Source organism: Pseudomonas sp. GW823-FHT06B06 (genome assembly GCF_058795195.1).
The window spans coordinates 13,143-26,037 of sequence record NZ_JBXAHO010000030.1; the positions used below are offsets into that span (position 1 = coordinate 13,143).

At 51.1% G+C, this 12,895-nt stretch carries 12 protein-coding genes; 8 read left to right on the forward strand and 4 right to left on the reverse strand.

Translation table 11 applies throughout. The annotated features are described in order from the left end of the window. Positions 1-152 precede the first annotated feature (152 nt). The 3 genes from AC1Q8Q_RS23390 (at position 153) to AC1Q8Q_RS23400 (ending at position 3,485) form a co-directional block, all read left to right on the forward strand. Positions 153-776: a DJ-1/PfpI family protein gene (locus AC1Q8Q_RS23390; protein ID WP_110750126.1), complete on the forward strand. Its 624-nt coding sequence runs from the start codon at positions 153-155 to the stop codon at positions 774-776. 151 nt (positions 777-927) lie between these two features. Then, positions 928-1,218 carry a glutathione binding-like protein gene (locus AC1Q8Q_RS23395; protein ID WP_240963485.1) on the forward strand — a complete coding sequence of 97 codons (291 nt, stop codon included), beginning with the start codon at positions 928-930 and terminating at the stop codon, positions 1,216-1,218. A 194-nt stretch (positions 1,219-1,412) separates the two neighbouring features. Continuing rightward, on the forward strand, positions 1,413-3,485 hold the full coding sequence (locus tag AC1Q8Q_RS23400; protein WP_179055925.1) for a 2Fe-2S iron-sulfur cluster-binding protein: 2,073 nt from the start codon (positions 1,413-1,415) through the stop codon (positions 3,483-3,485). A gap of 19 nt (positions 3,486-3,504) precedes the next feature. On the opposite strand, the gene grxC is transcribed toward AC1Q8Q_RS23400, so the two are convergent. The 4 genes from grxC to cynS form a co-directional block, all read right to left on the reverse strand. Further along, the gene (grxC, locus tag AC1Q8Q_RS23405; RefSeq protein WP_168758127.1) at positions 3,505-3,768 is read right to left on the reverse strand and encodes a glutaredoxin 3; all 264 of its coding nucleotides are present in this window, start codon (positions 3,766-3,768) and stop codon (positions 3,505-3,507) included. Between the two features lie 30 nt (positions 3,769-3,798). Beyond that, the gene (locus AC1Q8Q_RS23410; protein ID WP_168758128.1) at positions 3,799-4,461 is read right to left on the reverse strand and encodes a carbonic anhydrase; all 663 of its coding nucleotides are present in this window, start codon (positions 4,459-4,461) and stop codon (positions 3,799-3,801) included. Between the two features lie 37 nt (positions 4,462-4,498). Next, a complete protein-coding gene (locus AC1Q8Q_RS23415) occupies positions 4,499-4,747 on the reverse strand; it encodes a DUF2790 domain-containing protein (RefSeq protein ID WP_168758129.1) in 249 nt (82 codons plus the stop codon). Positions 4,748-4,850: 103 nt separating this feature from the next. Continuing rightward, positions 4,851-5,318: a cyanase gene (gene cynS / locus AC1Q8Q_RS23420; RefSeq protein WP_179055926.1), complete on the reverse strand. Its 468-nt coding sequence runs from the start codon at positions 5,316-5,318 to the stop codon at positions 4,851-4,853. 912 nt (positions 5,319-6,230) lie between these two features. Here cynS and AC1Q8Q_RS23425 point away from each other — a divergent pair. From AC1Q8Q_RS23425 to AC1Q8Q_RS23445, 5 genes are all read left to right on the forward strand, one after another. Beyond that, positions 6,231-6,611, forward strand: coding sequence for a hypothetical protein (locus tag AC1Q8Q_RS23425; RefSeq protein WP_492615542.1), 381 nt, complete (start codon positions 6,231-6,233; stop codon positions 6,609-6,611). Continuing rightward, the gene (locus AC1Q8Q_RS23430) at positions 6,601-8,457 is read left to right on the forward strand and encodes a TnsB C-terminal domain-containing protein (protein WP_492615543.1); all 1,857 of its coding nucleotides are present in this window, start codon (positions 6,601-6,603) and stop codon (positions 8,455-8,457) included. The genes AC1Q8Q_RS23425 and AC1Q8Q_RS23430 overlap by 11 nt, the downstream gene beginning before the upstream one ends. Then, positions 8,454-9,395, forward strand: a complete 942-nt coding sequence (locus AC1Q8Q_RS23435) for a TniB family NTP-binding protein (protein ID WP_492615544.1) — start codon at positions 8,454-8,456, stop codon at positions 9,393-9,395. Before AC1Q8Q_RS23430 ends, AC1Q8Q_RS23435 begins: the two co-directional genes overlap by 4 nt. A 7-nt stretch (positions 9,396-9,402) precedes the next feature. Beyond that, the gene (locus tag AC1Q8Q_RS23440; RefSeq protein ID WP_492615545.1) at positions 9,403-11,208 is read left to right on the forward strand and encodes a P-loop NTPase family protein; all 1,806 of its coding nucleotides are present in this window, start codon (positions 9,403-9,405) and stop codon (positions 11,206-11,208) included. 891 nt (positions 11,209-12,099) lie between these two features. Then, positions 12,100-12,372, forward strand: a complete 273-nt coding sequence (locus AC1Q8Q_RS23445) for a hypothetical protein (RefSeq protein WP_492615546.1) — start codon at positions 12,100-12,102, stop codon at positions 12,370-12,372. The last annotated feature ends 523 nt before the right edge of the window (positions 12,373-12,895 follow it).

The window sequence follows — 12,895 nt, forward strand, 5'->3', positions numbered from 1 at the left end:
ATCCCCTGAACTACAAACGGATACAAATGCCGTTCGGGCATTTCAGTGAGCGAAATAGTGGATTGTGTTTTGTGGTCGTTCTCTGCATCACGGTTAAGGCGGAGCATAAGCACACATACTTTTCCATGCTGTACAGCAGAGGTTCATGACCGATGAAACGCGTGCTTATGTTACTGGCCAACGGCGTAGAGCCTCTGGAAATGGCCGCTTTTACCGATGTGCTTGGCTGGGCCAACCTGCTGGGTGATCACCCTGTGGAGCTGGTCAACGCCGGCCTTCGCAGAAAGATCGTGACTACCTTCGGTCTCACGCTCAATCCGAGCTTTCTATTGAGCGAACTGGACTTGAGCAGCTTCGATGCCTTGGCACTGCCGGGTGGTTTTGAACCGTCGGGTTTTTACGAGGAAGCCTTGAGCGAACCCTTCCTGGCGACCATCCGGCATTTCGTCGAAGCCGATAAACCCGTTGCGAGCGTTTGCGTGTCTTCCGTGTGCCTGGGCGTGGCCGGCGTGCTGCGTGACAGGAACGCCACGACCTACCACCAGGAGGGCGGCAAGCGGAAAAACCAACTGTTGGAAACCGGTGCACGCTTTGTCGATCGCCCCGTGGTTGTCGATGACCAGATCATCACTTCGAGCGGGCCGGGCACTGCCACCGAAGTTGCATTCGTACTGCTCGAAAAAATAACCAGTGTCGAAAATGCCGCTTTCATCCGCAAGAAGATGCGCTTCGCCACCCCCGACCGTGGTTGGTACGAAACGCCGCAAGTGCCCTGAAATGTTCCACCAACTCCGATCGACTCTTTATCAAGGGTACGCCGAAGTGCTGAGCACTGACGAGTATGTGGTCTATGTTTTCATTCGCTGCCGAAAAAGGTAACCCAATGTTCAGTCTTTCCAATGCTGTCGATTACATGTGCCGCTCGCCGTGGCACGATTCAGTAAAGAGACCGAACGTTTGTATGGCGTTCTGGAGCAGCAATTGAGCGAACGACCTTACGTCGCCGGCGAATATTCCATTGCCGATATGGCGATCTATCCTTGGGTGCTGCAACATGACAAGCAAGGAATGATGCTCGATGGTTATCCTAACGTCGCCGCTTGGCTAGAGAAAATCAGCATGCGCCCAGCAGTGGTTCGGGCCTACGCTAAAGGGGAGCAAATTCGTCCATCTGTTCAAGCTGATCAAGACAGAAAAAAGCTTTATGGGCTTCCATAGCGGGATCGCTACCCCCCTTAGGCGATTCCGTGTTGCTCGAGTGCGTGCAGGGTCTGTCTCGAGCTTCATGAGGTTGCAAAACGCAGAGTTGATAATCACCGGCAATTGCGTATTTACCCCGCTGCCGGGGATTCAACCATTCCTCGCCGGGCGGCGGGTGAAGGGCACCTGTTTACGAATGCGTAGAGGTGATCATGAGTCAGTCGGACGCGCCAGGAGCATCCCCTTGGCATGCGGGTGAGCGTGAATTGCAGGAAAGCGTCGGCGTCGCCGATCAAATGGAGATATTCGGACGCAAGGTCGTACGTGACTTCATGCCTGATCAGCATCGATTGTTTTACAACCAGTTGCCTTACCTGGTGGTGGGCGCGGTCGATGAACAAGGGATGCCTTGGGCCACGTTGATCGAAGGCCCCACTGGCTTCATCCATTCTCCCGATCCGCGAATGCTGCAACTCGACCGCCTGCCCGCCGAGGGTGATCCGGTTCGGGCGGCCCTCAAGCAGGGCGCTGCTGTGGGATTGCTTGGTATTGACCTGAAGACCCGAAGGCGCAATCGCATGAACGGCAACATCAGTACCGCCTCGTCAGGCGGTTTTACCGTTTCTGTGGTGCACGCTTTCGGCAACTGCCCGCAATACATACAGTTGCGAGGCGTTGAGCCGGTCAGCCTTGGCCAAGCTTCAGCAAACGTAACAGCCGAATGTCTCAGTGAACTGGATGAAGCCGCAAAGTCGACCATCAGCAAGGCCGATACCTTTTTCATCGCCAGCTATGTCGACCTGGATGGCGATGCATCCCGGCGCTCGGTGGACGTTTCTCACCGGGGGGGCAATTCAGGTTTCGTCAGGATAGAAGGCAACGTGCTGACGATTCCCGATTTTGCTGGCAACCTGCACTTCAACACCTTGGGTAATTTCGTGCTTAACCCACGCGCAGGGCTGGTGTTCATCGATTTTGAAACAGGCGACATGCTGCAAGTCAGCGGGCGTACCGAGATTATTCTCGAGGGCCCGGAGATTGCTGCCTTTCAGGGAGCTGAGCGACTCTGGACACTGACCGTGGAACAGGTGGTTCGACGTCAGGCTGTGTTGGCCCTGCGTTGGCGGTTTGAAGGTTTTTCGCCTAACAGCCTGATGACGGGCAGTTGGGAACAAGCTGAGGGCCGATTGCAAGCCGATAACCTGCGCGATCAATGGCGACCGCTGAGGGTGACGCGGATAGTTGACGAGAGCAGCTCCATTCGCTCCTTCTACTTTGAACCGGCCGATGGCGCGGGCATACCGCGGTTTGAGGCTGGCCAACATCTGCCGGTGCGCTTTTGCCTTGCTGAAGGACAGGCGCCTCTGGTCAGAACCTACAGCCTGTCGAGTGCGCCGTCGGACAGTTTTTTCCGCATCAGCGTCAAGCGTGACGGACTCATCTCGTCGCATCTGCACGACCGCGTTCAGATAGGGGATCTGGTTGAAGCCCGTGCCCCTCAAGGGCGCTTCACGGTGCAAGCCGATGAATATCGACCGTTGGTTTTGCTGGCCGCGGGCGTGGGCGTGACCCCACTGCTGTCGATGCTGCGTGAAGTGATTTATGAAGGCGAACGTATCCGTCGCACTCGACCGACCTGGTTCATCCAAAGTGCGCGCAGCCTGAGTGAACTCGGGTTTCGCGATGAGCTGTACGAACTCGCGACCCGTGCCAAGGATAAAATTCGTGCGCTGCGCCTGCTTAGTCAGCCGGAAACTCATGCTCGCGTTGGTGAGGATTTTGAGGTGGCGGGGCGTGTGGATGTCGAACTGCTCAAGGCATTGCTGCCCCTGGACGATTACGACTTTTACCTGTGCGGCCCTGGTGCTTTTACCCAGGCGCTGTACGACGGTCTACGTCAGTTGCGTATTGGCGATGATCGTATTCACGCGGAGACTTTCGGTCCTTCGACCCTGGTTCGCCAACGGGATCATTTAACCCCGGAGGTCGAGCAGATACCCGCGGCAAGCAGCCCGGTCAAAGTGCTGTTCTCGGCATCGGCGAAGGAAGCTCGTTGGGAGCCGGGTGGCGGGAGTTTACTGGAACTGGCCGAGAGCCGTGGCCTGAACCCGGACTTCAGTTGCCGGGGCGGATCGTGCGGTACATGCCGGACCCGATTGGTCAGTGGCCAAGTGCATTATCTGAACCTGCCGGCTGAGATGCCGGCCGAAGGGGAGGTACTGATTTGTTGTGCGGTGCCAGCGCAAGCCAAGGAGGGCGACGCCCCCCTGGTGCTGGATTTGTGAGCTGGCATCGACCAGATACTCATCCCGCCATGCGCGGGTTGAGTACCTGGTCGATGCCGCCTTCGCTTTCAAGTTGAGCCAAGTCATCGAAGCCGCCAACGTGCCAGTTGCCGAAAAAGATCTGCGGGACGGTACGGCGACCGCTTCGGCTGACCATTTCGGTCTTCACGTCGACTGAGCGTACATCGATTTCCTTGTACGCAATCCCTTTGGCATCAAGCAAACGCTTGGCACTACGGCAGTAGGGGCAGGTCGTGGTGGTGTACATAGTGACTTCAATCATGTTGAGTACTCCTGAAAATTAGAGGCTGATTTAGGCAACAGCTTTTGCTGGACGGGCATGAACGGCAACGGTGTTCGGATGCTTGACCAGTGACTTGAAGGTCTTGTTGTCGGCGTCCAGGGCGTCGATTGAACCGGTCCCGATGTCGTAGACCCAGCCATGCAGATTCACCAGGCCTTTTTCCTGAGCCAGGCGCACGCTTGGATGAGTCTGAATATTGGCCAGTTGGGCGATGACGTTTTCACGCACCATGGAACTGACTTTGGCGGCTTCACTGGCGTGAGGACGCGATTCGTTGATGACTTTCGCCGACTCGGCATGTTGTAACCAGCCCGCGACCGCAGGCAGGTGATCCATGCAGGTGCACTTGGCGACAGCGGTCATGGCACCGCAATCGGAATGGCCGCAGATCACGATATCGGTCACGCCCAGTACGGCGACGGCGTATTCGACTGTGGCCGACACACCACCGGAATGCGGGCTGTAGGACGGCACGATGTTGCCAGCGTTACGGATCACGAACAGTTCGCCAGGCTCTTGCTGGGTCAGCAGTTCCGGTACGACGCGACTGTCGGAACAGGTGATGAACAACGTGCCGGGATGTTGCGTGGTGGCCAGGTGTTTGAACAGGTCAGTGCGTTGTGGGAATGCTTCTTTCTGGAACTTCAAGAAACCTTCGATGAGCGCTTTCATGGTGTTTACCTTTCATTGAGTGCTGAGTGAGTGACAATTAGTTGGTGCAGCCGCTACCGATCACGTTGTATTCCAGGATGTGGATTTCACCGTGCAAATCGCGGTAAGTCATTTGCACTGGCGTCGGGCCACAGACATCAGCCGTCGGGGTGATGTGAATGACTTTGGCGACATCCAGGTGCATGCCATACGCATATGGAACGGCCTCAGGTGCTACCGCAGCTTCCTGTGCGTAGGCTGACAGCGAAGCCGTCAGGGACAGGGCGAGAAACAGAATTTTTTTCATGACGAATCCTCCATTCAAATGTGGTGATTGATCGAAAGGGTTAAGAAATTTTTTGAAGCAGGCCCGCAAGGCTGCGGGCCGATTTACAGGTCCGGTTGCATCCTTAGAAAGGACGCAGTGGCAGGAACTTGCCGTCAAGGGTGATCACCGCACGGTGACCGCCATCTGGGTCTTCGACTTTCTTCATGTCCAGTTTGAAGTTGATGGCGCTGATAATGCCGTCGCCGAACTGTTCGTGAACCAGAGCTTTCAGGGTGGTGCCGTAGATCTGGATCATTTCGTAGAAGCGGTAGATGGTTGGATCCGTCGGGACACCCGACAGGCTGCCGCGCAGCGGGATGACTTGCAGGCGGGCAACCGAGTCGGCGTCCAGATCCAGTTTTTCACCGATCACTTTGGCAGCAGCTTCAGGCAGCGGGTGCTGACCGAGCAGGGCGGCGGTGACATAAGCCAGGCCGAGGCCGGTGCCTTTGGTCACGTCTTCAAAGGACAGATTTTTGCGAGCTTTGGCGTCCAGGATTTTCGCGGTCAGCTCAAGGCTGGTGTCGTTGTAAGCGTGGGACTGTTGCATGGTGTTTCTCCTATCGGGTTTGCTGAGTTGGCGTTACTAGGTTGGTGTTGCTTGGGTGTGAAGCAATCTTCTGCGGTTATCTCGATAGCGTCCAAGACCGATATACAATCCTTCGCATAAGTCCTACCTATAGATGCATTTCGGAGTGCTCATGAACGTTGAAAACTCAGAGGCGCTGCTGTTGATATCCCAGCGGATATCCGGCTTGGATTGATGTAGCTGGGGCAAGCATCGGAGGGGCGGGCACAGACACGCGTTTTGTCTTGCCTCTGCATGCGCACAACTTGCCGTTGTTGCATCGTCGGGAAACCAAACTGGTGGTGGCGCTCAAAGGCGGAGTGGATATTCGTGCTGGTCGACGACGGATTGCGTTGCTTGAGGAAGACGAGGCGATAGAGCTCGATTCCGGAATCGCTCACCGAATCCATCAGTACGGCCCCGTGCCTGGCACTGTTGGCGCAGTGCTTTTGCCTGGCGCGATAGAACAGGAGTGGACGTCAGAAGCGGGTTTGTAGAATCAGTAACTTACGAGCCACATTGTCCATTTTCTTGATTCAGCGTCCTCACACTAAGTGATTGTATTAGCGGTAACTTCTAAGAAAATTTCAGTAACCTGTGTTTCTATGAAACACTTTTAACACAGTTTAGTGAAACGACGTTCAATAAAATCAATAGGTTACATACCTGTGTTTTTCTAGACAAGCGGCACTGGTCTGTTTGTCAGCGCGATCTAACCTTATAGGCAGGAATTACCTTCCCAGGCCCGCAACCATGATCGCCATAGGCTCCTTCGTTCACACCACTCGCAGCCCCGAACTCTGTTACGTCCTTAGAACTAACCGGGATAAGGACGAGCTTTATCTTTGTCGGTTGCGAGACGGAGAGAGGTTCTTCTTGCCATCAGAGCACATAGTGGCTGAAGAGAACCCGTCAGACCGTTTTCGTGAACACGTCCGAGAGGTGATTAAAGAAGCAGCGTATTCCGGCTCAGCAAGTCAGAAAAAATATAATAATTTTTCTGAATATTTGATTGAGTATCTTCGTTTAGCATCTGTCAATGGTGCAACATACGAAGTGGATGCAGTCACTAACTTCTTAGTGCTAGCAGTGCTGGAGCAAGACTCCGGGAACTACAAGCGCTCTTTAGAGGTATTTTATCTAGATGTATGTTGGTTTTGTTCTCAACTCGGAATCGACACCCCAACTAGATCGTTAGTTAAGGCTAGGCTTGCAAGTAACAAAGGCGACGGCTACGTAGAACCGGAGATCGGAGTGGGCGAAGATGAAGTATGATCCCGGTAATCTGGTGTTTCTGCGTAATAGTCCGGGAATGTTTACGGTTGTCGATTACGACTCTGCAATAAATCGTATTTACCTCAGAGGGTCATTGCCAGAGATCATTGATGAGCCTGAAGAAAATGTTGTTTGGGTATCAGATGATCGCGTCGAAGATTTTAGAGGCTGGGTTATCTCCAATGCTCCTGTTATCGAGGGAGACACTCGGTCGGTATCTCCGTATACCCCGGAAGAGATCGAATTCGCTAAAAGCCGTGAATATATATTTATACGGTTGATAAATGATGAGATAACCTTTGAGGAAACGAAGGTACTGCTGGGTCTGGGTAGTACAATGGTCAGGAAACTCAAGAGTGCATACTTGGTGCACAAATCCTGGACGATTTTTGTACCGAAAAAGTCGGGGCGTACTAAAGGTGAGACTCAATTCCCAGCTGAGGTCGAGGAGCTGATTCAGAAGCTCTCTAAAGGCTATACGGGCCCAGGTGCTAACGAGCAACAGGTAATCGATACGATCATCGCTACCTGTCATGATCAAATTGGGGTTGCACCATCGCCTAGCACGATACGGCGGCGGCTACGAGTGATTCTCACTGAGCGCGAGAGGTTGAAGGCAAAGAAGGGGCATGAGGCAGCCGCAGACGAATTTGGCAGCTATCCATATGGAATGATTGCCTCGGCACCTCTTGAAATTGTTGAGGCTGATGGTAGCCCGCTTGATCTTCATGTGAGATGCAAGCACACGGGGCGTATCTTAGGCCGTCCATACTTGATGTTGGTAAAGGACAAATTCACGAAAGCGTATCTGGGCTTCGCGCTTTATTTTGGTGCGCCTAGCCGATGGACGTTGGCTCAAGCCATTGAGATGGCCATCAAACCGAAGGATGAGCTTCTTCGTTCTCTTGGACTTGACGAGACTTACAAGTGGATTCAGTACGGGCGTATGTCCCTTCTTCTCGTAGACGGGGGGCCCGACCTTAACGCAAATACTGTAAAAGCATCCTGCTCTCTCCATGGTGTTGCACATAAGCGAAGAAAGCGGAAGCAAAGCGGCGGTTCAATTGAACGCGGACTTGGAATAATCCTTCGTTATTTCATCCAGACTCTTGAGGGCGCAGTACCGTCATCCGGAAAAAAACCACGTGGAACAAAAGTGCAAGAATCAGCACTGTATACCCTGGAAGACGCCTTTAAGTTGGTTGTCACTGAAATCTGTCGGCGGCATGAAAAGGTTGGTTCTGATGGGCTGACATCGAATCAGCGCTGGATAAATGAATACGGAGAGCATGAAGGGGTTATTAGAACACCACCAAGGTTCGAAGACCCCTTAGCCTTTGTTATTGAGATGTATCATGAGCACCATGTGACAGTAAGAAGGGAAGGAATAATTGTTATTGGGTTGCTTTATGAACTGGGGCCGTATTTTAACAAGTCAAAGACTCCGGTCAGAGTAAAAATTGATAATTCTGATATCGATCGCGCTTGGGTTGAATATGATAAAAAATGGGTTCCTATCAAAAGGCTTAGCCCACACCTGGATAAACTTAGACCTTATGAAAACGGGCCCATATCGATGCTGGTTTATAAAGCCTATAAGTATGGTCAACCCAGTCCAGGTTCGCTAACTTCAGATGGGGAACGGGTGCATTTGAGCCAGCGGGAAATCAAAACACAAATAGAGGTCGCGGCTCGAGAGCGGGCTCGTAACATAGCCAATGGCAGGCAAATTGAAGCGGTTGGTGCATTTGCTCAGTCTCCAATCCGTCCAGTTTCGCACAGAGACGAAGACTCTGAAGATTTTGATGAAGCAGATGTAGAACCTCTGAAAGGTAGTTACATATGAAACCTAATTCTGAAGACTTCGCTAGCCTAACCGACGAACAGCGGATAATCGCTTGCGCGCGAGAAATTTTTCTGCCTCGACAAGTTACCATGGAAGTAATCGAAAGTTACAAAAGCTTATTAAGATTGCCCCGGATGTCTTATAACTCCGGGATGTCTATTAAGGCCCGGGCTGGGCAGGGTAAGAGTACCATCGGAGCTTGGATTGCAAAGCAGAGTTGCACCCCTAATTCCGACTGGCCGGGAAAGGTCATTTACATTGACTTGGTAAGAAATGTCGCAAATCTGGATTTGACTAAGCTCATGCTAATGGAGGTTGGGCTCCAATTCCATCCAGATCACAGACCTCTTAATAAAAGTTGCCGAGATCTCGCCATGGCGGAGAGGTTAATCCGGGAAAACAAAGTGTGGGGAGTATTTATTGACGAAGCGCCGATGCTTTTGGCTCTGAGTAGTAAGCGACTCGAAATCGAGTTAGGTGCCATAAAAGGTTTCTCTGGTGTCAACTGGGCTATGAATGTCTGTTTGAGCGGAGATCCCGAGCAACTCGAAAAGTTATTTAGCGGCGATGCCACTATTAGTAGTCGCTTCAATTTACGTAGTGCCAATTTGCCTCCGCTTAAATGTAATAAATCTTTTTACGCATTTGTGTTAGGTTTCGTGGGTCTAATGCCCCTTAAGCAGGCATCTATCATCGATAAAACTTTCTGTAAAAAGCTTCTTGAACTATCAAAAAGAACGGTCATGACTGATGCCATGAAGGAAGAATATTCTCCCCTCAGGACGATTGTTGAAATTCTGAGGGAGGCATCCATGCTTGCTATTGTGAGTGGGGACGAGCATCTAAATTGTGAGTCTCTGCAGAGGGCTTTCGATGTTCTGCAGCATAAAGTAGATAGGCCGGCATACGTCAGTAAATATAGCGTTATAGGGGAATGATAAGCTCATGCTGAAACCTAGAAATTCAGATATTAAAGGGCTATGGTCTGAACTTTCTGGCAATGAGGACGTTTATCTAGCCGTATCTAATTATCTTCGTAATTATTATTCGGCTGGAAACCAAAAAGGTAGGTGTCCGATCTTTCTCATTTGTGGAGTCTCCGGCGCAGGTGTTTCGTCGCTGTGTGATCAACTTCAAATGAAGCTTCTTTCAGAAGGGAAAAAAACTCTTACGGTTCAGCGTTATCCGCAAAAAGGAACAACCCTTTTTTCCTCCGATCTGGTGTGCTCATTGAATCTTCCTGAAGAGGTGATGGCCGACTTCCGGCGGCACACCGCCAAGTCGACCTTAGAACAAGCATATTGGCATTTGATCTCTGCCAGAGCGTATGATTGTCTGATAATTCGTGACGCACATGAGTGGCTTCAGCCTCACTCACCAATTGCCGAACAGTCTTTGCGGGGTATCCAGGAATTAATAAGTCGATGTCCTGACATCCTCGTTGCGATATTTGGAGCGCCGGATGCCACACGGCAAGTGATGGAGACGATCGCCTGCAGGGAGGTTTCGATACACACGTTTCACCTTGCCCCGATGAGCAACGACCAACGATTTGAGCGTTTTTTGGCTGATGTAATGGTTAGGTTGTTATCTAGTGGTGGTGGTGGTGTGAATGACATCCCACCGATCGATAGTACCGCGATTCATCGTAGATCCAAAGGTTATGTCGGGACTGCGGCTAGCCTTGTACAAATGTCTTTGGCTGATCGCGGCTTTAGGATGTATGACGAACCTTCTGTCTACGAACCAACCCTGCTGGCACCGCGTGGCGGGGAGTCATTCTCTTCATGGATGGGAAGACTTTCAGTCAGCGCTGATAGTAGCTCACACCTTGAGGCAGTTGACATCTTTACCAGTCGTTGCAGTCAAGTAACCATAGATCCTGATGCGCTGCATGAGATGATTAGTATCAGGCAATGCTTTAGCGACCGAGAGCTAGAGGTCTTCAGGCATTTTGGGTGCGGATCAAGTGGCTACCTCTCGTTTAAGCATGGTACAAACTATTGTCCTGAATGCTTCAAGGTGGATATTAAGGAGGTAGGACTGCCAGCTTCGCGTTTGGCTTGGCGTCAGCTCGGAATGTGTGTTTGCTGCGAGCATGAGTCTCCTGCAATTCTGCTCCGCCTTTATACCCCACACTTCTCTCCGCTGGATAAATCATGGCGTGCATATTGCGAGTACGTCAGCAGTCCAAACTCCAGGTTGCTCGTTAGCTTTCCGCTTACGAGCAATGGCGTGCAGGCCATAGCGGATAACGAAATGTTGCTGCAGTTGGCTGCCAGAGTTCAGAATTGGATTTTCACAGATGCGCAGATTAACCAGAACCAAAAGCCGTCTAAGGCGGTAGTGGATTTTTTGCTGGGGGTCTGGCTGTGTGATCCTTCTTGGCGAACGGCTTCTGGGTTTGCCTGTTCCTTTTTCTTTCCTCAGCGCAAAGGTAACAACGCAAACCTAGTTCCAGATACTTCTTTTGCAAGTGAGCCACCCCACTACTCTTGGGCTACTCCTCGTCAGTTAGCGGTTGCTTACTGGATGCTTGGTGTGGCGTTCGAGGTGATTTCACGCGATGAGGCTGAGTTAATCCGAGAAGTATGTCGACCGTACTCCCTACCATTTCCAGTGGATCGGGCTGAGATTAAAAGAGCAGGACTGGCTGTTCATAGTCGTCTCATCAGACACGAACTGATTGCATTAGCCTACACGACATTCAGCTCAGAAGATTTAGATCAGGTGATTTGGGCGTTGGAGTAGGATTAGAAATCGAGGCCTATGACAGCGTTGTCCTTTCTCTACGACAACTCAGAGTAACTATCGCGCTCAACTACTGAAATTTATTTATAGGGTTTGAACGCACCACCTGAAAACGACTCCGTATTCACGCTGGTTAATTCCGCAAATTGACATATATAGAGAACAACTACTACGCCATATGCATCACGTAAATTATGATGTATTGACATCAAAATGATTGCATACGGTAATCGGCTACCCTTATCTATAATTACCATCCTCGTAAGAATCTACTCGCTGCTCCATTTTGCTCATGAACGATTTTCACCCGAAAATAACCGTGCGCAGGTGGATTTGACGTTCCGACTAACGGTTGGTGGTCTTGAGTATCTCTAATGCCATTTTTTGGTTAACTTATTGAAAAATCTGTAGATTTCCCTGCGTCTATTTTATTTTACAGGTCGGTTAGTCCTCCTGTCTGGCAGGGGCAATTGGGCTACACTGATACGATGGTGTAATCCAATCGAAAAGGTCTGATTATGGCGCGCTCTCATCCTCTCCTAGAGGCACGACAGTTAGAATATGAATTCGAAAAAGTCTTTCGGGAACTCGAGCAACGCAAGCAAGAACCAGAGTATGTCCAGGATGTTGACTTTTTCAATAAATTGAAGGAGCTCAGGCTGAAATATGGATATTCACTGGCGGAGGTCGCGGATCTCTTAGTGAGCCGATATGTGGGGGCGGTTGACATGCTTCCCGGAGGAGTAGGGCCGATAAATACTAAGGTGGTCAAGCAGCTTGTAGACATATACACCAAACCGCGAGGTTCAAATCCTCTGACTGATCGAGGCAAAAATTTATCGAATGCCAGTGTTGAACAAGTTGAGTCTTGACCCATAAGGTGAAATAGAAATGAATCGAGTTCAAGAGCTTCTCTTTATAACAAACAGAATTACTAAAGAGTACGAATCGTTAATTCCTCTGTTGCGCGATCCTGACGTGGTGAAGGCTGTATCTTTTTTGACTGAGCTAGACTCGCTCGCAGAGAGCTATGAATTTACGGCGCTCGATATCATCCGACTTATAGATCCTGGCCGAGTAGATAGTATGCTTAATGAGCCTAAGGGGCTTGATAAGACCTTGAAAAAAGCGCGGTCGCCAAGGCAGAAACTGCCCACTAGATGAGGCTATCTTTGTAGAGTTCGCCTAGAAAGTTACTACTTGCCTACTCGATTCCAAATCCTACCCACCGTGGTCGCAGAAACGCCCACATCATCGGCCGTTTCTTTTCTGCTTAGCCCTTGAGTGCGGAACTTCAGGATCGCTTTTACCTTATCTGGAGATGTCCCTCTACCGGACTGCATAGCAATCAGAGATCCATTCTGAAACTCTCCATGCCATCTCGCGAGCACAGCCGGTTCGGCTAGTTGCTTACCTTCGATCCCGAGGCGTCCAAGTAACTCATCGTGAGATTCGCGTTGTTCGAGACTCGCTGCGACGGTGAGAAGGGTAAGGGCATACACTCGAAGCACTGATGCCACTGCTTCGAGCGCATCGATCGTGACGCTGCTTCGGGCGCTCTCCAGGTTGTATAAGTGTTTGGGGTCAATTAGCTCCTGGAAGTCGTCCTTGCTTAGGCCGCGAGAAATCCTCACAAGCCGAAGAACTTAGGCTAGTGGATCTCTCAATGCCAACCCTCTGAGCTGAT

Excerpts from the sequence above, each read along its gene's own strand:
- AC1Q8Q_RS23390 (WP_110750126.1), top strand. The coding sequence starts at position 153 with ATGAAACGCGTGCTTATGTTACTGGCCAACGGCGTAGAGCCTCTGGAA.
- AC1Q8Q_RS23440 (WP_492615545.1), top strand. The coding sequence starts at position 9,403 with ATGCTGAAACCTAGAAATTCAGATATTAAAGGGCTATGGTCTGAACTT.
- AC1Q8Q_RS23400 (WP_179055925.1), top strand. The coding sequence starts at position 1,413 with ATGAGTCAGTCGGACGCGCCAGGAGCATCCCCTTGGCATGCGGGTGAG.
- cynS (WP_179055926.1), bottom strand. The coding sequence starts at position 5,318 with ATGCAACAGTCCCACGCTTACAACGACACCAGCCTTGAGCTGACCGCG.
- AC1Q8Q_RS23435 (WP_492615544.1), top strand. The coding sequence starts at position 8,454 with ATGAAACCTAATTCTGAAGACTTCGCTAGCCTAACCGACGAACAGCGG.
- AC1Q8Q_RS23430 (WP_492615543.1), top strand. The coding sequence starts at position 6,601 with ATGAAGTATGATCCCGGTAATCTGGTGTTTCTGCGTAATAGTCCGGGA.
- AC1Q8Q_RS23415 (WP_168758129.1), bottom strand. The coding sequence starts at position 4,747 with ATGAAAAAAATTCTGTTTCTCGCCCTGTCCCTGACGGCTTCGCTGTCA.
- AC1Q8Q_RS23410 (WP_168758128.1), bottom strand. The coding sequence starts at position 4,461 with ATGAAAGCGCTCATCGAAGGTTTCTTGAAGTTCCAGAAAGAAGCATTC.
- AC1Q8Q_RS23445 (WP_492615546.1), top strand. The coding sequence starts at position 12,100 with ATGAATCGAGTTCAAGAGCTTCTCTTTATAACAAACAGAATTACTAAA.
- grxC (WP_168758127.1), bottom strand. The coding sequence starts at position 3,768 with ATGATTGAAGTCACTATGTACACCACCACGACCTGCCCCTACTGCCGT.